16 protein-coding genes and 1 rRNA gene are annotated in these 21,749 nt (G+C 39.1%); 15 read left to right on the top strand and 2 right to left on the bottom strand.

The window, feature by feature from the left end:
• The 9 genes from T501_RS11320 to T501_RS11280 all read left to right on the top strand — a co-directional run.
• Positions 1–304, top strand: a 23S ribosomal RNA gene (locus T501_RS11320); the annotation flags it as partial.
• 184 nt (positions 305–488) lie between these two features.
• Positions 489–1,964, top strand: a complete 1,476-nt coding sequence (locus tag T501_RS22570) for a GNAT family N-acetyltransferase (protein ID WP_081843129.1) — start codon at positions 489–491, stop codon at positions 1,962–1,964.
• Between the two features lie 292 nt (positions 1,965–2,256).
• A complete protein-coding gene (locus T501_RS11310; RefSeq protein ID WP_026510068.1) occupies positions 2,257–3,165 on the top strand; it encodes a chemotaxis protein in 909 nt (302 codons plus the stop codon).
• A gap of 295 nt (positions 3,166–3,460) precedes the next feature.
• On the top strand, positions 3,461–7,381 hold the full coding sequence (locus tag T501_RS11305) for a midas domain-containing protein (protein WP_044914872.1): 3,921 nt from the start codon (positions 3,461–3,463) through the stop codon (positions 7,379–7,381).
• A 34-nt stretch (positions 7,382–7,415) separates the two neighbouring features.
• Positions 7,416–8,021, top strand: a complete 606-nt coding sequence (hisH, locus tag T501_RS11300) for an imidazole glycerol phosphate synthase subunit HisH (protein WP_044914871.1) — start codon at positions 7,416–7,418, stop codon at positions 8,019–8,021.
• Positions 8,022–8,042: 21 nt separating this feature from the next.
• On the top strand, positions 8,043–8,801 hold the full coding sequence (gene hisF / locus T501_RS11295; protein ID WP_026510065.1) for an imidazole glycerol phosphate synthase subunit HisF: 759 nt from the start codon (positions 8,043–8,045) through the stop codon (positions 8,799–8,801).
• Positions 8,802–8,901: 100 nt separating this feature from the next.
• Positions 8,902–9,576 carry a uracil-DNA glycosylase gene (locus tag T501_RS11290; protein WP_044914869.1) on the top strand — a complete coding sequence of 225 codons (675 nt, stop codon included), beginning with the start codon at positions 8,902–8,904 and terminating at the stop codon, positions 9,574–9,576.
• A 95-nt stretch (positions 9,577–9,671) separates the two neighbouring features.
• Positions 9,672–10,973 (top strand): diaminopimelate decarboxylase, encoded by a 1,302-nt coding sequence (locus T501_RS11285; protein WP_044914867.1) that lies wholly within the window; start codon positions 9,672–9,674, stop codon positions 10,971–10,973.
• A complete protein-coding gene (locus T501_RS11280) occupies positions 10,970–11,842 on the top strand; it encodes a tyrosine-type recombinase/integrase (RefSeq protein WP_044914866.1) in 873 nt (290 codons plus the stop codon). The genes T501_RS11285 and T501_RS11280 overlap by 4 nt, the downstream gene beginning before the upstream one ends.
• 40 nt (positions 11,843–11,882) lie before the next feature.
• Here T501_RS11280 and T501_RS11275 read toward each other — a convergent pair whose 3' ends face one another.
• Complete coding sequence (locus T501_RS11275; protein WP_044914865.1) at positions 11,883–12,911, bottom strand: 3-deoxy-7-phosphoheptulonate synthase; 1,029 nt, start codon at positions 12,909–12,911, stop codon at positions 11,883–11,885.
• A 283-nt stretch (positions 12,912–13,194) separates the two neighbouring features.
• Here T501_RS11275 and T501_RS11270 point away from each other — a divergent pair, with 283 nt between their 5' ends.
• The 3 genes from T501_RS11270 to T501_RS11260 all read left to right on the top strand — a co-directional run bounded on the left by T501_RS11270 (position 13,195) and on the right by T501_RS11260 (position 16,771).
• On the top strand, positions 13,195–14,280 hold the full coding sequence (locus T501_RS11270; RefSeq protein WP_044914864.1) for an acyltransferase: 1,086 nt from the start codon (positions 13,195–13,197) through the stop codon (positions 14,278–14,280).
• Positions 14,281–14,378: 98 nt separating this feature from the next.
• Positions 14,379–16,097 (top strand): C1 family peptidase, encoded by a 1,719-nt coding sequence (locus tag T501_RS11265; RefSeq protein ID WP_044914863.1) that lies wholly within the window; start codon positions 14,379–14,381, stop codon positions 16,095–16,097.
• 374 nt (positions 16,098–16,471) lie between these two features.
• Positions 16,472–16,771, top strand: a complete 300-nt coding sequence (locus T501_RS11260) for a hypothetical protein (RefSeq protein WP_026510058.1) — start codon at positions 16,472–16,474, stop codon at positions 16,769–16,771.
• Positions 16,772–16,870: 99 nt separating this feature from the next.
• Here the strand turns inward: T501_RS11260 and T501_RS11255 are convergent, their stop codons facing one another.
• On the bottom strand, positions 16,871–17,137 hold the full coding sequence (locus tag T501_RS11255) for a PilZ domain-containing protein (protein WP_044914861.1): 267 nt from the start codon (positions 17,135–17,137) through the stop codon (positions 16,871–16,873).
• Between the two features lie 52 nt (positions 17,138–17,189).
• Between T501_RS11255 and T501_RS11250 the strand changes: the two genes are divergently transcribed.
• The 3 genes from T501_RS11250 (at position 17,190) to T501_RS11240 (ending at position 21,638) form a co-directional block, all read left to right on the top strand.
• Positions 17,190–17,918, top strand: coding sequence for a hypothetical protein (locus T501_RS11250; protein ID WP_044914859.1), 729 nt, complete (start codon positions 17,190–17,192; stop codon positions 17,916–17,918).
• A gap of 71 nt (positions 17,919–17,989) precedes the next feature.
• Positions 17,990–19,816: an ABC transporter ATP-binding protein gene (locus T501_RS11245; RefSeq protein ID WP_044914858.1), complete on the top strand. Its 1,827-nt coding sequence runs from the start codon at positions 17,990–17,992 to the stop codon at positions 19,814–19,816.
• A complete protein-coding gene (locus T501_RS11240) occupies positions 19,809–21,638 on the top strand; it encodes an ABC transporter ATP-binding protein (protein ID WP_242845518.1) in 1,830 nt (609 codons plus the stop codon). Before T501_RS11245 ends, T501_RS11240 begins: the two co-directional genes overlap by 8 nt.
• The last annotated feature ends 111 nt before the right edge of the window (positions 21,639–21,749 follow it).

Raw genomic sequence — 21,749 nt, 5'->3', positions numbered from 1 at the left:
GTGAGACAGTTCGGTCCCTATCCGGCGCGGGCGTAGGATATCTGAGAGGAGCTGTCCTTAGTACGAGAGGACCGGGATGGACGGACCGCTGGTGTATCAGCTGCATCGCCAGATGCATAAGGCTGGGTAGCCAAGTCCGGAAGGGATAAACGCTGAAGGCATCTAAGCGTGAAGCCCCCCTCAAGATGAGATATCCCTGCATTAGCAGTAAGACCCCTTAGAGACTATGAGGTAGATAGGCACAAGGTGTACGCACGGTAACGTGTTCAGCTGATGTGTACTAATAGGTCGAGGGCTTGTCCAATATGGATATAGAACGAAAAAAGCGGATCTAAGATGAAGTATTCAGTGTTCGGTTTTGAAGGTACAACTTTCAGAGATAGTCGATTGGCTATCTCTTTTTTTGTATAAATTTTTAACGTTGTAAAAATATAATTATTTGATATACTTATGAATGTTTTATGAATAAAAGCAAAGTGGGTGCAGATATGACTAAGATAAGGGATGTTAAGGTAGAAGATGCAGAAAGATTATTGGAGATTTACAGTTTTTATGTAATTAATACAGCAATTACATTTGAGACTGAAGTGCCATCACTTGATGAGTTTGTTGGAAGGATAAAGAGAATTACAGCTAGATATCCATATTTAGTGGTGGAAGATGATGGTATTATTTATGGATATGCCTATGCGGGAGTATTTAAGGATCGTGCAGCATACGATAAGTCCTGTGAACTTACTGTCTATATAGACAAAGATGTAAAGAAAAAAGGATATGGTCGTTTACTTTATGATGCTTTGGAAGTAAGACTTTCAGAGATGGGAATAGAGAATCTTTATGCATGTATCGGTGACCCTGTTGAGGAAGATAAATATCTTGATAAAAATAGTGAGAATTTCCATGCTCATCTTGGTTTTAGAAAGATTGGTACATTTTATAAATGCGGGTATAAATTCGATACCTGGTATAACATGATTTGGATGGAGAAACTGGTAGGTACACATAGCCTCAAAAAAGAGAGAATTGATTTATGGAAGGATAATGAATATACATATCCGCTTGCTTTTGGATTTAAGCCAAACATGGTGAGCTATTTACATAACGATGGGCAGAAGCATCCATGTATGGTTGTTATACCTGGTGGCGGATATTGCGTTGTTTCACCAACTGAAGGAGAAATAGTTGCAAAAAAATTCTATAAAATGGGATACAACACCTTCGTAGTTACATACACAACAAATATACTTTTTAAAGAACCTCTAATGGATCAACCCATGAAGGATGTATCAAGGGCAATTAGATTGATTAGAAAGGATTCTGAAAAATATGGAATATTTGAAGATAAGATTACAATATGTGGCTTTTCAGCAGGGGCACATTTGAGTGGATCTGTATGCGTTCATTTTGATGATGTGTCTGACGAGAATGAGACGTTGAATAAAATAAGCAATAGACCTGATTCTGCTATTTTATGTTATCCGGTTATTACATCAGGGGAGTTCGCCCACAGAGATTCTTTTAATGCTCTTATAGGTGAAGATGCGGAACCTGATAAACTTGAATACTTTTCATTGGAAAAAAATGTTACTAAAAATACTCCGCCTACATTCCTTTGGCATACTGCGACAGATGATCTTGTACCTGTACAGAATAGCTACTTGTACGATGAAGCACTTACAAAAGCCGGGGTTAATCATACTTTACATGTCTTTTCATTTGGACATCATGGACTTGGCTTAGCAGATGAGGATTGGGCAAATCACAGATTTGGTGAACCTTATACTTATGAGCAGACATTTAATACAGTACAAGCCGTAAAGGATAATTTAGTAGAAGTATCAGATGAAAAAAGAGAAGAGTTGATCAGAGATTTCTCCGAAGCAAAATATTGGCCTGATGTGACCTATCCTGAAGTGGCATTGTGGCCTGAAATGGCAGATGCTTGGATAAAGACAACGTACTGATTATATGTTAAATTCTAATATCAAAAGTTTCAAAAATATTGAAGTTTAAAGGATTTGCTAAAAGTATAAACGAAAAAGAGTATATAATCGAAACCATTTTTGAAATGTATAAAAAACTTATTAACAGATTCTTAAAAGACAGTCAATTCGGCTGTCTTTTTTATTTTTTCTATTTATTTTGCAAAAGTATATGCTATACTAAATTAGAATATTAAACATATATTCAATCGGTTTTTAGTTTGTTTTTTATGAGATTGCAGTATCATTTTTTTTCATTGCGTGAGGTGAAAATATGGAATCAAAAATCTTGCTTGAAAATGGCACAAACGAACTTGAGGTCTTAGAGTTTAGAATTGATGATCATTGTTATGGAATAAACGTTGCAAAGATTAAAGAAATTATCGTATATCAGGAAGTCACGCCTGTTCCAAACGCACATCCCAGTATTGAAGGCATATTTATGCCCCGCGACACGATGATAACTGCAATTGATTTACGTAATTGTTTACAGAGAGGTGCATCAAAACCAGGTGGACTTTTTATAATCACAAACTTTAATAAGCTGGATATTGCATTTCATGTAGATGCTGTTGTGGGAATTCATAGAGTTTCCTGGGCAGATATTATTAAACCTAACGCAACTATTTCAAAAGCTGAAGAGAGTATTTCAACCGGTATTATCAAGCTTGAAGAGCGACTTATTATCATTCTTGATTTTGAGAAAATTGTTTCTGATATCAATCCTAATACAGGCCTTAATGTTGCTCAGCTTACTGACATCGGAACAAGAACCAGAAATGAGATACCGATAGTTCTGGCAGAGGATTCACAACTACTTAATAAGCTGATCGTAGATTCTCTTAAAAAGGCCGGATATGATAATGTCAGACATTTTGAAAATGGTAAGCTGGCATATGACTATATCAAAGGCTGTAAGGATAGAGGACAGCTTGATAAAGTTAAGTGCATAATTACAGATATTGAGATGCCTATAATGGATGGTCATCGTCTTACAAAACTTGTTAAGAGCGATGATGAGACGAAACAAATTCCTCTCATTATTTTCTCATCACTGGTTAATGAGGAAATGAGAAGAAAAGGAGAGTCTTTAGGAGCCGACAGGCAGCTTTCAAAGCCGGAAATCGGTAATTTGGTTGCTGTGATTGATGAACTTGTTCATGCTGATGGCGATGCCAAATAAAGATATATGATGTGAAAGATAACTCCCTTTATTGCTTCAGTTATGAAAAACGATTTTCAATGACTGCTACAATGAAGGGAGTTTTATAATTTAAGAAGGGCATACAAGGAGGTTATTTTTCTTTGAGCAGAGGACTTAGCCAGGTATTTTCAAGGCTGGTGCGAGTCATGCATGCTGGCTTAGTGAGCTTTTTTAAGCCAGGTCGAGCTTGTAAATGGTTTATAAGTTCGTTTTATAAAAAATGGACTTTTTATTATTTTATATGTAAATGCCATACTGTAGGGGAGCAGGCAACATGAAGTCTAAAAACGAAGAGTATTTGGACAATTTATTAAAATCTCTAAGAGAGGATACTAATTCCGGAATTGCTAAAGTTGCTGAAAGTGAAGAATTGAATGCAGCAATAAGTAATTCTTCTGAAAACAGTGATTTAAATGAAATTGGGGAAATACTTAACAAAATGGATAGTGGTGAACTACTTGATTCAGGAATGTCAACAGTTCTTGATTCTATTAGTGCGCCAATAGATATGACGTTGCCAAAATATAAAATAGGGGACGAAGTTGGGGATGATTACGAGAAAGATGCTGATGAAATAGCTTTGGATGAAGCTATTGCCAAAGCGGAGGCTATGGAGCTTGAGGCTCAGAATAAAGCTATACCGTCTCCATATGAAGAAACATCTATTAATGATGAAATAATGGCTGCTAACGAACCAACTATAGGAGCTGAGGAAACATCTAATGAGTCGTCAAAAGAGAATATGGTCGAGATACCTGAAATACCTTCTTTGGATGAAATGTCTTTTGATGGTGGGGATGTTGATAAATTAAAGGATGAAATTAATGATACAGATAATGATGATGTAGCAGATTTAAATATTGCAGACTTATCAAATCTAAGTAAAACAGATGATCTGGAAGCTAAAAACATTTCAGAGAGTGCACAGCATGAAGCATCGGAAGATATTTCAGAATCTCTATTAGAGGTTGCTCCCGAGGTATTCATTGAAGAGGAAGAAAGTACGGTTAATTCAAGTCCAACAGATGCAAAAGAATCTTCGGAAGAGATTCTTGATGAGATGTTGCATGCACCTGAAGAAATAGCAGATATTGATGAAATGAATGTGAAAGATTCTGCAGGAGACAATCTTGAAATTCCTACTACAGAATCTGAAAATATAGTATCTGATGAAATGCTCAATCTTGATGGGATGTTGGATGGCATTGAAGATACGAATGTGAATATGGATGATGATACAGCAGCTTTGAATGCCGTAATAAATGATGGGGCAAGCGGAGCAAAAGCTGAGGAGCCTGAATTATCGTTAGATGATATACAAATTCCCGATGGAGTGCTGATGGATAGTACTTTGGATGATGGTATATTTGCTGATGGTGAAGAGCTTGATACCAATGATGCAGGTCAGAATGATGCTGAAGATGCAACTGGCTCTGATGGAAAGGTTCCTGAAGCAGATATGCTATCAGCAGAAGATGAAATTGCTGAATTAACTGAGGAAATGTTTGCAGAATCATCAAAAGATAATTCTGCTGAACCATCAGAGAGTAACCAGGTTGAATCAAATGAAGATGTACAAGCTGAATTAGCCAGTGACGATCCGACAGCTTTAAGTGAGGATATGCTAGCTGAATTAGCAGAAGATAGTTCAGCAGCATTAAATGAAGAGGTTCAGGATCAATTAATCGCTGAGAATCCGGCTGAATCTGGAGAAATCATTCCGGATGAAATGAGTGAGCCGATACAAGATGCATCAGAAGAAATACTGCCGGAATCACCAGACGAAATACAACCTGAAGCATCTGTAGATCTAGAAGATATACAACTCGATGTATTAGAAGATGCACATTCAGAAGCACCAGAGGAAATGCATACTGACGCATTAGCAGAGGCACAGTCAGAAGAGCTACAACAGGAAGCGCCTGAAGGAATACAGCCGGAAGTATCAGAGGAAATATTGCCTTATGCACTAGATGGAATTCAACCGGAAGTATCAGAGGAATTACAACCAGAAATACTAGAAGAAATTCAGCTTGAGACACCGGAAGAAATACAACCGGAAACATTAGAAGAAAATTTAGAAGCATTAAGTGAGGAGATACAGGAGGGACAAACAGAGGAAATTCCGGAAGAGGCAACAGCTGATATTCCGGTTGAAATGATGGAGGAAGTACCGGGGGAAGTAACTGATGAATTACCGACCAATATAGCTGAAGAAGCTTTGGTAGATACAGGAGGTGAAATTGTGCCTGAAGATGTAGTATCCACTGAGGAAGGAAGTGCAGCGTTGGACACCCCGGAAGAGACTTTAGAAGAAGCTCCGATAGAAGAGATGTCAGGTGTAGTAGATGAAAACTTAGCTGAGGAAGCTAATCCTGATACTGCAGAAGAAGTAGTTGCTGATACAGGTAGTGAAGTTTCTTCAGAAGAGGCGGTTGCAGATACAGGTAGTGAAGTTCCTGCAGAAGAGGCAGTTGCTGATGCAGGTAGCGAAGTTCCTGCAGAAGAGGCAGTTGCTGATGCAGAAGGCAAAGTTCCTGCTGAAGAAGTTCCGTTAGATGAAATATCACTTGATGGAGGCCCATCAGAAGATGCACCGGTGGATGAAATATCACTTGATGGAGGCCCAGCAGAAGAAGCACCGGTAGATGATTTTTCACTAGATGAAGCATCTCTTGAAGAAGCGCCTATTGATTTAGAAAATGAGGTTGCACCTGAAGAAGTTTTTTCAGAAATGACAGACGGTGAAGGGCTTGAAGAAGCCATTGCGGATTTTGCTGAGGCACTGGGTGATGATAATAATGAATCCGGGGATGATGATTCAGATATAAGTTTTGATGAAGTAAGTGCGGAGCTCGATGATCTTCTTAAAGAAGCTGGAGAAGAAATCAGTGACGAAGCCATTGAGGGAAGTGACGATATCGGTGCTGAAATGGATCTGGACAGTATGCTGGAAGATCTTGGAGGGGATTCTTCTGATGCAGAAGGTGGCGGAAGCGAACCGGCAGATGTTGAGATGCCTGATTTGGATGCCATTATGAACAGCCTTGCCAGTGATGATGCTGAAGATTTGGAGAATACAGCACATATTGATGAAAAAGAAGGTGCTGCTGCAGAAGAAATCAGTCTGGATGATATGGGCACAGATGAGGCTCCTTCTGAGGAAGGTTCGAACTCTGAGGAAGAAATAAGTGCCGAAGATATGATGGAGGCAATGGGAGAAGAGGGTCCTGAAGATAATGGATTATCCGAGGATATCCCTGATCCTGATGAAGTTAATGACAACGGTGGAGACTATGATGAGCTTTCACTTCGCGTAGGTGAGGACGAGCTTTCTGAAGCTTCTGAAGACGGAAAGAAAAAGAAGAAAAAGGGTGGACCTAATATAATATTCCGCTTACTTGCTACACTTTTTAGAGTTCTGACGCAGACTGATGAAGATCTTAATCCAAAATCGGCTGAGGATGAGCTGGCTAGTCTTACGGATGAAAATCAGCAGGTTTTAGATGAGCTTGCATCTGAAGGCAAAAAAGCTAAAAAAGAAAAAAAGAAAAAAGAGAAGCCACCAAAGAAAGAAAAGCCGCCAAAACCAAAGAAGGAGAAGCCTCCGAAGAAAGAAAAGCCCAAGAAGGAGAAGAAACCAAAGCCGGATGATGGTGAGCCGGAGAAAGCACTTGCTCCTAAGAAAGTTGCAATTTCAATGCTATTTGCATTCAGTATTGGTGTACTATGTTGTCTTCCTTCAATTCTTCTTCCCGGAAGGATTCTTATGGGAAGAGCAAACAGTGCTTTTGAAAATAAGGATTATGCAACAGCCTATAAGCTTTTATATGGAAAGAAATTGAATGAAGAAAATTCATTGATGTACCATAAGGCGAGAGTTATGACCAGTGCACAGCATTATCTTGATTCATACAATAACTATAAAGCCATGAAAATGGAGGATGAGGCTCTTGATATTCTTCTCATGGGTATGAATACAAAGGATACTATACTTGCAGAAGCCGAGGAGTTTGAGGTTGCGAATGAAGTCCAAAGCGTGTATGCTAATATCGAATCGACGCTCGCTTCTGAATATGGACTTAGTATCCAGGATATTGATGAGATTAACAGCATCAGTGAAAAACCATTGTACACAAGACGAATAATGGAAGTTACAGGTACAATAGAAAAAATTATGCCTAAGTCAGAATAGTGAGATCGATATCCTATCAGGGAGATGATATTTGATGCTAGCTATAATTGACTATGATGCAGGAAACATTAAAAGTGTTGAGAATGCTTTTAAGTATTTAGGAGCAGAAACTTGCGTAACCAGAGAACCTGATGAGATTTTAAGAGCTGATCATGTGGTTCTTCCCGGTGTGGGAGCCTTTGGTGACGCTATGAGGAAGCTTGAGGAATATAAACTTACGGATGTTATCCGCAAAGTTGCGGATAGCGGCAATCCGTTTATCGGAATTTGCCTGGGTTTGCAGTTACTTTTTGATTCCAGTGAAGAATCAGAGGGGGTTGCAGGTCTGGGCATTTTGCGTGGAAAGATAAAGAAAATACCGGACAAGGGCGTTTTGAAGATACCTCAGATCGGCTGGAACAGTTTAAAATATCCTAATGAAGGAAAACTGTTCAAAGGAATAGATGAGGATTCCTATGTGTATTTTGTCCACTCATATTATCTTGATGCAGATGATAAGAGTATTGTTACGGCAACGACTGAATATGGAACACTAATCGATGCGTCTGTAGAGAAAGATAATGTATTTGCATGCCAGTTCCACCCTGAAAAGAGTTCAGATGTTGGAATGAAAATCCTGAAAAACTTTTTACAAATTTAAATATATAGAAAAGGACAATATATGCTGACTAAAAGAATAATTCCATGTCTAGATGTTAATGATGGCAGAGTGGTAAAAGGAATAAATTTCGTAAAGCTTAGAGATGCAGGTGATCCGGTGGAGGTAGGAAAAGCATATTCTGAGGCAGGAGCTGATGAGCTTGTTTTTCTTGATATTACAGCTACTTCTGACGCCAGAAATACAGTAGTTTCTCTTGTAAGAAAAGTTGCTGAACAGATTTTTATCCCATTCACGGTTGGTGGTGGAATAAGAACTGTTGATGATATGAGAGCTGTTCTGAGGGAGGGTGCTGATAAGGTCGCCATAAATTCTGCTGCTGTGAACAGGCCTGAGCTTATTACCGAATCTGCGGAGAAGTTCGGCTCACAGTGTGTAGTAGTTGCGATAGATGCAAAAAGAAGGCCTGATGGTGGTTTTAATGTATTTAAAAATGGTGGAAGAATTGATACCGGACTGGATGCCATTGAGTGGGCAATTGAAGCTGAAAAGAGAGGTGCAGGAGAAATATTGCTCACGAGTATGGATGGTGACGGAACCAAGGAAGGCTATGATATTGAGCTGACAAGAAAAGTGGCAGATTCCGTTGGTATTCCGGTGATAGCTTCAGGTGGTGCAGGTAAACTTGAGCATTTTTACGAGGCACTTACAGAAGGTGGAGCTGACGCTGCTCTGGCTGCATCCTTGTTCCATTACAAGGAGCTTGAAATAAAGGAAGTTAAAGAGTACCTGAGAACTAAAGATGTTCCGGTTCGATTATAAGAAATAATTGATAAAAAAGATTATTTTGAGCGGATTTCCGAACGCAGAATAAAAAACGTTCGGGAATCTTTATACTACGATATGAAAGGTTGTGATCTAAATGCCAATGATATCTAATGATTGGCTTCCTGCGCTAAAAAGTGAGTTTAGCAAGGATTACTATAAAAATCTGTATAAATTTATTATGGATGAATATCATTCCAGGGTGATCTATCCTCCTGCGGATGATATTTTTAATGCGTTGCATCTTACACCACTTAATGATGTTAAGGTTCTGATATTGGGACAGGATCCCTATCACGAACCGGGACAGGCACATGGGCTGTCTTTTTCTGTTCTTCCCGGGCAGGAGGCACCGCCTTCACTTGTGAATATTTATTCAGAACTCAAAGATGATCTTGGATGTTATGTACCGAATAATGGATATTTGAAAAAATGGGCTGACCAGGGAGTGCTTTTATTAAATACTGTGCTTACAGTTAGAGCACATGCCGCGAATTCTCATAAGGGAAAAGGTTGGGAGCACTTTACAGATGCGATAATAAGTGCATTAAATGAGCAGGACAGACCAATCGTATATATGCTTTGGGGAAAGCCTGCCCAATCGAAGATGCAGATGCTGAATAATAAAAAGCACCTTGTCCTTACGGCTCCTCATCCAAGTCCGTTGTCAGCTTACAGAGGTTTCTTTGGTTGCAGGCATTTTTCAAAATGCAACGAATTTCTTGTGGCTAACGGAATATCACCGATAGACTGGCAGATAGAAAATATCTAAAGATTACTCAAATTATATTGGACACAAGCGCTTTTTCATGATAACGTAGTAAAGTGAATTTTATTATTGAAGTTTAAGTATAGGAGAGCAGTAATATTATGAAAAAAGCATTCGTAACAAAACAGCAGGTTGAAGCTATTGAAAAGAAATACCCTACACCTTTTTATTTATATGATGAAAAGGGAATTATAGATAATGCCAGAGCAGTTAAAAAAGCTTTTGCCTGGAATCCGGGATTCCGTGAATATTTTGCTGTAAAAGCAACACCCAATCCTATGATCATGAAGCTTTTGCAGGCTGAAGGATGTGGCTTTGACTGTTCTTCAATAACAGAGCTTATGCTCAGCAGGTCTATCGGAGCATCAGGCCAGGACATCATGTTTTCTTCAAATGATACACCTGCCAATGAGTTCGTTTATGCGAATGAAATTGGAGGAATTATTAATTTTGATGATATTACTCACATTGAATATGCCCAAAAAGCTCTCGGAGGAGTACTTCCTGAAACTATAAGCTGCAGATATAATCCGGGCGGAGTATTCACTATGAGTAATGGAATTATGGATAATCCCGGAGATTCCAAGTATGGAATGACAAAGGCGCAGCTGTTTGAAGCATTCAAAATGCTCAAGGATAAAGGTGTTAAGCATTTTGGAATACATGCATTTCTTGCAAGTAATACTGTGACAAATGAGTATTATCCTACACTTGCAGCACAGCTTTTTGAGCTTGCAGTAGAACTTGAAAAAGAGACCGGAGCTGATGTGAGTTTCATAAACCTTTCAGGTGGTGTCGGAATTCCATATGAGCCTGATAAGGAAGGCAACGACATTGCTGCTATCGGCGAAGGTGTAAGAAAAGAGTTTGAGAAAATCCTGGTTCCTGCAGGTATGGGAGATGTTTCCATATATACTGAAATGGGACGTTTTATGCTTGGACCTTATGGTGCTCTTGTTACCAAGGCAATCCATGAAAAGCATATTTATAAGGAATACATCGGAGTTGATGCATGCGCTGTTAACCTGATGAGACCTGCAATGTACGGTTCTTATCATCATATTACAGTGCTTGGAAAAGAGGATGCTCCACTTGATCATGTATATGATGTGACAGGTTCTCTTTGCGAGAACAACGATAAGTTTGCAATTGACAGAAAGCTTCCTAAGATAGATATGGGTGATTATCTTTTTATACATGATGCGGGAGCTCATGGCTTTGCAATGGGATACAACTATAATGGAAAACTGTGGTGTGCAGAACTCTTGTTAAAAGAGGATGGAAGTGTCGAGCAGATAAGAAGAGCTCAGACGCCCAGAGATTATTTTGCAACCTTAGATGGTCTTTCAATGTATTCTGAACTAGATAAAATCATGAAGGAACTTGAAAACAGAAAATGAAAGAGATTCAGGACTTTATAACTGAATGTAAATTATCCGGAAAAATGAGCCAGAGCACTATGAAATCCTATAGCTGCGATATCAAAAAGCTACAGGATTATCTGCAGAAAAGCGGGATTTCTGAAATTTCTGAGATAACGGAAAAAGTGCTAAAGGCTCATCTTGATAATCTTTCAGGGAAAGGTTATTCCTCTGCGACAATTGCCAGAAATATAGTTTCAATAAAAGCATTGTTCAGATATTTGGTAAAAAATAAGATAATTAACATTGATGCCACTGAGAATCTGACTGCCCCTAAGGTAGAGCTTCCTAAGGCAAACGTTCTTACAAGAACACAGATCGAGGAACTTCTTGGTATGCCTGATACCAGAACTGCCAAGGGACAGCGTGATTCAGCTATGTTGGAACTAATGTATGCGACCGGGATAAAGGTTTCAGAGCTTATAAGTGCAAAGGTTTCTGATATTGATATGCAGCTTGGAAATATTCTCTGCATCTCGGATAAAAAAGAGAGGATAATTCCTTTTGACAGAAGGACTAAGTCTGTACTGACGAGGTATCTTCAGGATGGAAGAAGACATCTGATAAAGAGTACTGACGAAGAGCTGCTTTTTATCAATTATCAGGGAGAAGCCATGAGCAGGCAAGGAGTATGGAAATTAGTTAAAAAATATGCCCTGCAGGCGGGAATCGAAGTGCCGATTACTCCTGAAGCTTTAAGACACAGCTTTGCAGCGCATCTTGTTGAGCGTGGAGCAGATATAGAAGCTGTACAGATAATGATGGGACATGTAAGTCCCACCTCAACGGTCAGATATGCTAAGGAAAATCGTGACTATATAAGAGATGTTTATAATAGAACGCATTAAAAAACGGGGCTGCTCATGCAGCCCCGTTAAAACATTAATATTAAACCAAATCAGCGATATCAAGGAGGAGACGCTCTGTATCATCCCATCCAAGGCAGGGATCAGTGATGGATTTTCCATAGATTCCTTCTCCGATTTTCTGGCAACCTTCTTCGATGTAACTCTCGATCATTACACCCTTTACAAGTTCGCTTATATTTTTGTTCTGACTTCTGGAATGAAGAACCTCTTTTACAATACGGATCTGTTCCTTGAATTTCTTACCTGAATTATTGTGATTAGCATCAATAATGGCAGCAGGATTCTTAATATCGCGCTCAGCGTACAGATAAGCAAGAAGACTGAGATCTTCATAGTGATAATTAGGCTGTGACTGACCGTGCTTATTTTGAGATCCGCGAAGAACACAGTGAGAGAGCGGATTACCACTTGTTTTTACTTCATATCCTCTGTAAACGAAGGAATGAGGAAGCTGAGCGGCATATACTGAATTGAGCATGACACTTAAAGTTCCGCTGGTGGGGTTCTTCATGCCTGCCGGAACACCAAAACCGCTTGCAACCATGCGGTGCTCCTGATCCTCAACACTACGTGCTCCGATTGCTACATAGGAAAGAATATCTTCTACATATCCCCAGTTCTCAGGGTAAAGCATCTCATCGGCAGCAGTCAGGCCTGATTCCTCAATTGCTCTGATCTGCATGTGGCGCATGGCAATAAGTCCTGCGCGGAAATCAGTTTTTCCCTCAGGATCGGGCTGGGAAGTTATGCCTTTGTAGCCTTCACCGGTTGTGCGGGGCTTGTTTGTATATATTCTGGGAACGATTATCAGTTTCTCTTTTACAGTTTCATTGATTTTTGCAAGTCTTGAAACATAGTCACAGACTGCATCTTCGTTATCAGCAGAGCAGGGACCGACAATGACAAGGAATTTATCACTTGTACCTGTCAAAACGTCTGCAATTTCCTTATCCCTTGCTTTCTTAAGCTCAATAAGCTTATTGGATAAAGGGAATTCATCTCTTATTTCCTCGGGAGAGGGAAGCTGCTGTATATATTGAAAAGACATTGTTGAAAACCTCCGATGAACAAAATTGTTAGATTCAACGCTGAACCTACGCTCTTCACTATATCACGTTAAAGTTCGAAAGTAAACGATGAAATATACTTGATCATTTTTAATATAGTTAAAGCTTGTGTTTGAATCAATACTTATTATAGTATTTTAAATTCCCCTGACTATTCTTTATGTTATAATTCTTAAGATAAATACTGATTTCTGAACTTTATTATAATTTGTGTTCAAGAAATCAAAAGATTTATAAGCAAAATAATACGGAATAGGGATGGTTATGGAGAAAGTATCAACAAGACAGACAAATATCGAATTATTGAGACTAATAGCAGCATGTGGGGTAATAGTTCTTCATTATAACAGTAATACAGATGGAGCGTTTTACATAGCTCCTGACAACAGTATAAATCAGTTTATTCTTGTTTTTCTGGAATCACTGAGTATCTGTGCAGTTAACGTTTTTGTACTGATATCAGGATATTTCTTAAGCAGGTCGAACATTAGAGACTTTTTTAAGCCGGCAGGGCTGCTCATGCAGGTAGCAGTGTTTGCAATTCTTGCATTTTTTATTGAAAAAATATTGATTCCCGGAAGTGTGACAATCGATACTTTATTTGAATTTTTGTTTTCTTCCAACTGGTATATATATGTATTTATTGCGCTTTACATGATTTCTCCGTTTATTAATGTGATGTGGAAGGCGCTTAATACTGCAGGAAAGAGAATACTTTTAGCATTTTCATTTTTCTTTTTCTCTGTATATCCCACATTTATCGATGTGCTTATATATTGGTCCGGCAGACAGCTTAACGGCAGCAGCACTATAGGACTGGAGGGATCACAGGCGGGATATACCATTGTGAATTTCATACTTTTGTACATTATCGGAGCTTTTATCAGAGACTCATCTGACAGCAAGCTGCCATCAAATGGCAATCTGTTCCCAAGATATTTCATCTGTCTCTGCCTTGATATGGCATGGGCATTCCTTGACGGAATAAGGCAGGGGAAAAAAATATATGATACTATAGCGTGGAATTATAGTAACCCGTTTATCATTGCAGAAGCGGCTATTATTGTGATGATCTTTTTAAACCTGAATATAAAGCAGAATAAGGTAATTAATAAACTTGCATCAGCTTCACTGACCGTATACATTCTGCATCTCAGATTTCTTGGATTTTTCCAAATTGAGAAATTTGCAAAGGGTAATCCTTTAATAATGATAGTGCATATGATAATTACTGTAATAGTTATTTACTTTATATGCTTTTTATGTCATCTTATATACAAATATCCTGCGAGACTGATTTCAAATCTGGCATCAAAGAAATTTGGAGGATTTAGAAAGATTTCCATATAAGTATTTCCGGACGCAGGATTCTTTAACGTGTTTAATTATAGCGTTAAAGAAATTACAAGATGTTGAGGGAACGATTTTTAGATATTATAGAGGGATAAATGATAAGAAAAAAATCAGCCGTCACTGTAAGCGTAGTTTCAGTGGCGGTATTAAATTTTGCTACAAATTGTGCATTTACCTATGAAGATACCAAAACTGTCATACCGATAGATATTCCCGAGCTGACTGTAAGCGAAGCCATTGTGATCGACGATGATGAAGATCTTGAGGAGAACATCGATGGCACTGAGTGCGATTATAAATCGGTGATATCGGATGGTGAATTGCCTTCTTTTTACAGTTCTGATCAGGTGGAAGGCAGGGACTATGTAACGCCCGTAAGAAACCAGGGGATATCTGCTATGTGCTGGAATTATGCAGCAATAGGAGCAGTTGAGAGTGATCTTTTAAGGCATCATGATAATCTTTCAGCTGACAGTTTAAATCTGTCTGAGAAGCATGGGGCCTACTACAATATGCATAAGGCTTCAGGAAAAGAATTCAGCGGTATTGAGAATGATTATCGGGAATTTGTTTTCATAAATAACGATAGTCTTCTCGGTAAATATGATACCGGTTATCTGTCTGTAGGTGGAGTTACAGATTATTCACTGTCGGTACTTACTGCCTGGAAGGGTCCGGTGGAAGATGAGGACAGTGATTCACTTCATGTTATCAAAGGAGTAAGTGATTTTTATGCTCAGAATGCTGACGTTCCGACAGATGCATATGAGTCATTTTGTCATGTTCAGGATGTACTTGAAGTTCCGGCGACCGCAAAAAACAGAGACATCATCAAGCGGATGATAATGGAGCATGGAAGTGTTACGGCAAGTATATGTTCAGATGACGAATTTTGGACAGGGAAAAAGGTAGCACTTTATGATTACAAGGATTATGGCAACGGGAATTATGCAGATCACGAGATTTTGATTGTAGGGTGGAATGATGATTATCCTGCCCAAAACTTTATCACTAAACCCGGCATTGATGGTGCGTTTATATGTAAGAACAGCTGGGGGACAAAAAGCGGTGCCCAGGGATATTTTTATCTGTCCTATGAGGATAAAATACTTACGGGCAACAATGCCGTAGCCTACAGCTCAGCCATGCCGGAAGATGATAGCTGGTATGACAGGAACTATCAGTACGCAGGATTTATAACTCAGATAAACGATCCGATAAAGGATCAGAAAAATGTAGTATATATGTATGATAATAATAATGCAGCCTATGGAATAAGCTTCACTCCGGAAGGTGATGAGGTGCTTTCTGCTATTGGTTATTTTACAATGAGTACTGCGTCTGATGATGAGATAAGTGTCTATGAGGTATCCAAAAAGGAGATAGACGAAGATAATGCTAAGGTGCTGGCAGAAATGATCGGAAGGTTTGACGAAGCAAACGACATGGGAAAACTTGCGGACTTTTCTTATGTTGATCTTACAGAAATTGAAAAGCCGGTGGCCAGAATGAAATGCAAGGCAGTCACAGGTGGTTTTCATACCTTTAAGCTGGATAACCCCCTCGAAGTGCAGACAGGGAAAGAGTATCTAATAGTAATTCGTCCCGGTAAAAAGACGAAGCTTATATATGAAAAAGCGATGGATTACACCACTGAGGCGCACAAGGACGAATGGCAGCATAATATGGGTGCGATACATACCGTTAACACAGCAAGCGGACACAGTTATCAACAGGATTTAACCGGTAATTTCATGATAAAGCAGACAGATAAGGATTTTTTTGTTAAGGCTTATACTGTTGGGAAAAATTAAAAAATCCCCATTAATGGGAGGTGGCCATGCGATGGGGAGTCGCATGGCCATGTTGTATGAAAAAAGTTTTTTGGGGTTCAGAAGATGTTCTTCATCTCTGATGTGATTATGATAAGACAAATTTATGTCCAAAATATGGCTGTTTTATTAAGCAAAAGTGTTATGTTTCTTAAGATATGATGGGCATTTTGTGAACAAAAAATAAAAATTAACGAATTGACGTATCACGTGAGGTGAAATAGCAGAAAACATGCGGCTTTTAGATTGTTAAAGAATTACCTATCATTGCAAAGTTATCCTTCATGTGCTATATTTTGTGGTAGATAGTAACAAAAACACAAATTCTGCTAATTAAGATTCATAGGAGGTTTGTAGTGGGGAGAGAAGACAGGACACCTGCAGAGATTCGTACAACGGACAAACTTAAGATTCAGAAGATACTCGGTGATGCCGGCTACATTGTAGAGATGGGGAACGGAAGCGTGCCTACAGTAGTATGCAAGAGGCGTGAAGACATGAGCAAGGATCTGGCGGCGATTCGCAAGATTCTCAAGGAGCAGAGATACGAAGGAAGCTTTGGGGTAAGAGCTCCTCGTAAGACTGACGAAATAATTGCAAATGAAGAAACCGAAAGTCCTGAAGTTATAGACGAATTAGTACCTGCAGCGGGCTGAGAATAGAAATAAGGAGTTGTCTTATAAAGCCAACTCCTTTTTCATACCTTGATTTAATTCCATTTTATAAAATCAGATATAGCAATAAGCAATATCTGTTTATGCTGTAGCTGATTTATCATCTACAATAATTTTAGACTGGGATTGAATTTTTCTATACTCTTCTTTTCGCTTCTTAAGAGAAATGATATAACTCATAAGTTGTGAATCGATTCCACGCATTTTGCAGCCAACTGCGCTGTAAGTTCCCATATTAAAGCATCTTACAATAACAAGAGGTACCTCAATTATCCTGGCAAATTCCTCAGGCTTAAAAGAGAGGGGAAAACTGTCTCCATTTTTTATAGCTGTGGTCTTTCCAAGCAAAAGAGAAACTGTAAATAGCTGTAAAGAAAAATTTATATAGTGGTGAAAGTTTATGTCAAAAATAGGAAAGTTTTTTGAAAAATTAATTCCATCATATATCCCCAATACAGTTGTGTTGATGTTCTTTACTGGAATATCGGTTATCACAGGACCTGTTAAGAAAAGGATAAGAGATGTTCACTATGAGGAAAATCAGGAACTTCTTGCAGGTGAGTGTCGGCATTTGCTTGAGGGCAAGGATCTGATAGAAAACCAGTCAGATTGGGGAAAAGTGCTGTTTGGGAGTCACAAAAAATCCAATATTTCCTACTCCGGATGCGGAATTATTGCTACTTATAATGCTCTTAAGGTTCTTGGAGATAAGGGGACTCCTATGACTTATCTTATCAAATACTATGAGCAGACCGGAATCACTTTAAAGGGCGGTTTCGGAATAACACCCAGAGCACCTTATCAGTTTTTTAAGAAAAAAGGGTACGAGGTTGCTAAGATCACAACAAGACGAACAGATATTATCAATGAATTGGGAGACAGATATACGGCGTTTATCGTGACATTTTACTGGGATAAAAGCAATATACATTCCCAGCTCCACACTGTATGTATATCAAAGGAAGCGGATGGATTTTATATTCATAATATTTACTGCAAAAAAGCGGATGGATCTTATACAAGGCAGGGGAGTTACGCAAGCCTTACAGATGCAGTAAACGGTACCGGGAAAAATACAGTACCACTTGTAATTATAGGGATTCGTCAAAAGAAGGTTGGAACCGGTTAACGTTAGCACATGTTACGGTATCCGAATCCGACAAAACTAAATATATAAACTTGCGTTTATGGAGGAGGACTATGAAAAATACTAAAGAAAAATTTCCTACTAAAACATCACTGGTCCTGTTTTATCTAAAGGGAAGTGTACATTTTTTCCTGCTGGGAGTGATTTTTTCAATTGGCGTGGCATTTCTGGATATGGTAAACCCTAAGATCATTCAGTATACGGTAGACTACCTGCTTGGGGATGCCGAGTCAGAGATGCCGGTATATATGCAGATTATTGTAAATCTGTCAGGAGGAAAGGAATATCTTAAGACACATATATTCGTAATCGCACTTATAGTATTTGCGATAGCATTTTTATGTGCATGCTTCAGATATTTTAATAAGCTTTTTAATTCTATGGCGGCAGAAAAGCTTATTTGCAGAATGAGGGATGTTCTTTTTGAACATATCTGTCATCTGCCCTTTGCATGGCATTCTGAGAATCATACCGGAGATATTATTCAGCGATGCACTTCTGATGTTGAGACCATTAAAATGTTTCTGTCAGAGCAGATTACATCACTTTTCAGAATAATGATCATGCTGATACTGGCTGTAAACTTTATGCTGCAGATAGATTTAAAGCTATCAATAGTGTCACTGGTATTTATTCCCTTAATCGTTCTGTACTCATTCTTTTTCCATAATAAGATAGGAAGGGCTTTTGAGAACGCGGATATTGAAGAGGGAAAATTATCGGCAATTGCACAGGAAAACCTTACGGGAGTCAGGGTTGTACGAGCGTTTGGCAGAGAGAAGTTTGAACGTGAACGTTTTGAGACCAAAAATAAAGAATACACCAAAATGTGGATCAGACTTATGAGACTTCTGGCTGCATTCTGGACATCTAATGACATGATATCAGGAATGCAGGGAATGGCTGTTGTAGTAATGGGTACGATATTCTGCGTTCAGGGCAACATCACAGTGGGCGAATTTATAGCCTTTGTATCCTATAATGCCATGATCTCCTGGCCGGTACGTATGCTTGGCCGTGTTATTTCAGATATGAGTAAGGCCGGAGTTTCCATAGACAGGTTAAGATACATCATGAATTCTGAGGAGGAGAGCGATAAAGAAAATGCAATAACACCGCCTCTTGATAAAGATATAGAGTTTAGGGATGTAAGCTTTTCGTTCGAAAATGGTAACACGGAAATACTTAAAAAGGTCAGCTTTAAGATAAAAGCCGGAGAGACGCTGGGGGTTCTCGGAGGAACAGGCTCAGGTAAATCTACCCTCATGTATTTGTTTGACAGACTATATAACCTGCCGGAGGATGGCGGAAGTATCACTGTCGGCGGAGTAGATATCAGAGATATCAAGATGCATTATCTTAGAAAAAATATTGGTCTTGTTTTGCAGGAGCCATTCCTTTTCTCAAGAACCCTTTATGAGAATATCGGAATCACCAAGAAGTCCGCAAAGATGGAGGATATCAGGAAAGCTGCAAAGATGGCTTCACTTGATGAGACCATACGGAACTTTGATGAGGGGTATGATACATTTGTTGGAGAGCGCGGTGTAACACTTTCAGGTGGACAGAAGCAGAGAACTGCCATAGCTCAGATGCTTGTTTCAGAGCCGCCTATCATGATATTTGATGATTCCTTATCTGCAGTTGATACGGAAACTGATGCAAAGATAAGGGCTGCGCTTGATAAGAATGCCGGACAGGCAACTACTATCATCATTTCGCACAGAATTACTACACTTATGCATGCTGATCATATAATTGTTCTTAGTCACGGAGAGCTTGTGGAGGAAGGAAAACACGAAGAGCTTCTTGATAAGAACGGATTATATCGAAGAATTTATGACATTCAGATTCAGGGAGGAGGAGAAGACATTGCCTGAAAAAATAAACTTAAAACAAACCAAAGCAACCAGACTTCCCCTGTTTGGTCTGCCAAGGCTCTTTCCCTTTTTAAAACCTTATATTCCAAAGATATTAACAATGATATTTCTGGCATGTATGGTAAGCCTTATTGATTCATCAATACCACTTTTTAACAGATATGCACTTAATAACTATATTGCAAAAGGGACTGTTAAAGGTATTGGATATTTTGCATTACTGTATGCAGGGATGCTGCTCGTGAAACTGGCTATGGATTTTACCAGTGCCAACATGGTCGGAGAGATAGAGATGTCCATAGACAGGGATCTGAGAAACGCTGCCTTCAACCATTTACAGGAGTTGTCTTTTTCATATTTTAACCAGAATAATGTCGGCTATATCCATGCGAGGGTTATGAGTGATACCGGAAAAATCGGTGTGATGTGTGCCTGGAGAATGATGGATATTGTATGGAACGGCAGCTATGTTTTGTTTGTTCTTATTGTTATGGTCACTATTAATCTAAGACTGGCTTTGTATATCCTTGCTCTTATACCTATAGCAGTGGTGCTGGTCATATTTTTCCAGAAGCGCCTTATAGTATTGAACAGACAGATAAGAGAGCTGAATTCAGCAATCACCGGTAACTTTAATGAAGGAATTACAGGGGCAAAAGCGATAAAGACTCTTGTTGTAGAAGACAAGATTCAGCACGACTTCACAGAGGATACCGAGAAATACAGGAAAAATGCGGTTCATGCAACTCACTTTTCAGCTCTTTTCACATCCTCTGTAACAATGCTTTCTTCCTGCGCTTTGGCACTGGTTTTGTGGAGAGGCGGAGTGCTGACAATGGAAGGGGTTATGGAAATTGGAACACTTTCTGTTTTCCTGTCATATTCCCTTGGAATACTGGAACCCATTCAGAACATAATCGTCACCTTCTCAGAGCTTATCGCCGTACAGGTTAATGTTGAGCGATTCATAAAACTCATAGAAACAGAATCGGATGTTGCAGATTCTCCTGAGGTAATTGCAAAATACGGTGATACCTTTAATCCTAAGAAAGAAAACTGGGAGAAACTCTATGGAGATGTGGAATTCAAAGACGTTTCATTCCACTATCCTGACGGCACAGAATATGTTCTGGAGCACTTTAATCTAAAGGTTCCTCAGGGTACTAACGTTGCCATTGTGGGAGAGACCGGTGCGGGCAAATCCACATTGGTAAACCTGGTGTGCAGATTCTTTGAACCCACTAGCGGTGAAGTTCTGATAGACGGAAGAAATGCCAAGGAGAGATCTCAGCTGTGGCTTCACAGCAATATTGGTTACGTTTTGCAGACACCTCATCTGTTTTCAGGAAGTGTACGTGATAATCTGCGATATGGTAATCCTGATGCTACTGATGAAGAAATCTGGAATGCTCTAAGACTTGTATCTGCAGATAAGATTGTGGAGAGAATGGAGGAAGGACTTGACAGTGATGTAGGTGAAGGCGGTGACATGCTCTCTACAGGTGAAAAGCAGTTATTATCCTTTGCAAGAGCTATACTTGCAAATCCGAGAATTCTTGTTTTGGATGAGGCTACTTCATCCATAGATACTGTTACAGAGAAAGCTATACAGGATGCAATCTCTGTGGTGATAAAAGGACGTACATCATTTATGATCGCCCATAGATTATCTACGGTAGTAGATGCGGACATAATCCTTGTTGTTAAAGACGGTAAGATTATAGAACGCGGAAAACACAAGGAACTAATGAAAAATATTGGTGGTTACTATCATCAATTATTCTCCCGTCAGTTTGAAGAGATGGAAGCAAAAGCTATATAAACTCAAATGATCCCTCGGCAACAACCGGGGGATTTTTATATATTATTAAATCCCATTGGATTTCCTGATTGACAAAATTAGAAAGTCTTATTTAATCCTGTTGACAGGTGG

It is taken from the genome of Butyrivibrio sp. WCE2006, assembly GCF_000701985.1.
Taxonomy (GTDB): Bacteria; Bacillota; Clostridia; order Lachnospirales; family Lachnospiraceae; genus Butyrivibrio.
The sequence above is the reverse complement of the archived record's forward strand: the minus strand, read 5'-3'. Positions and strand labels throughout refer to the sequence as shown.

Coding starts and splice junctions, on each gene's coding strand:
- T501_RS11290 (WP_044914869.1), top strand. CDS start 8,902: ATGCCAATGATATCTAATGATTGGCTTCCTGCGCTAAAAAGTGAGTTT.
- T501_RS22570 (WP_081843129.1), top strand. CDS start 489: ATGACTAAGATAAGGGATGTTAAGGTAGAAGATGCAGAAAGATTATTG.
- T501_RS11275 (WP_044914865.1), bottom strand. CDS start 12,911: ATGTCTTTTCAATATATACAGCAGCTTCCCTCTCCCGAGGAAATAAGA.
- T501_RS11280 (WP_044914866.1), top strand. CDS start 10,970: ATGAAAGAGATTCAGGACTTTATAACTGAATGTAAATTATCCGGAAAA.
- T501_RS11245 (WP_044914858.1), top strand. CDS start 17,990: ATGAAAAATACTAAAGAAAAATTTCCTACTAAAACATCACTGGTCCTG.
- T501_RS11310 (WP_026510068.1), top strand. CDS start 2,257: ATGGAATCAAAAATCTTGCTTGAAAATGGCACAAACGAACTTGAGGTC.
- hisF (WP_026510065.1), top strand. CDS start 8,043: ATGCTGACTAAAAGAATAATTCCATGTCTAGATGTTAATGATGGCAGA.
- T501_RS11265 (WP_044914863.1), top strand. CDS start 14,379: ATGATAAGAAAAAAATCAGCCGTCACTGTAAGCGTAGTTTCAGTGGCG.
- T501_RS11270 (WP_044914864.1), top strand. CDS start 13,195: ATGGAGAAAGTATCAACAAGACAGACAAATATCGAATTATTGAGACTA.
- T501_RS11250 (WP_044914859.1), top strand. CDS start 17,190: ATGTCAAAAATAGGAAAGTTTTTTGAAAAATTAATTCCATCATATATC.
- hisH (WP_044914871.1), top strand. CDS start 7,416: ATGCTAGCTATAATTGACTATGATGCAGGAAACATTAAAAGTGTTGAG.
- T501_RS11305 (WP_044914872.1), top strand. CDS start 3,461: ATGAAGTCTAAAAACGAAGAGTATTTGGACAATTTATTAAAATCTCTA.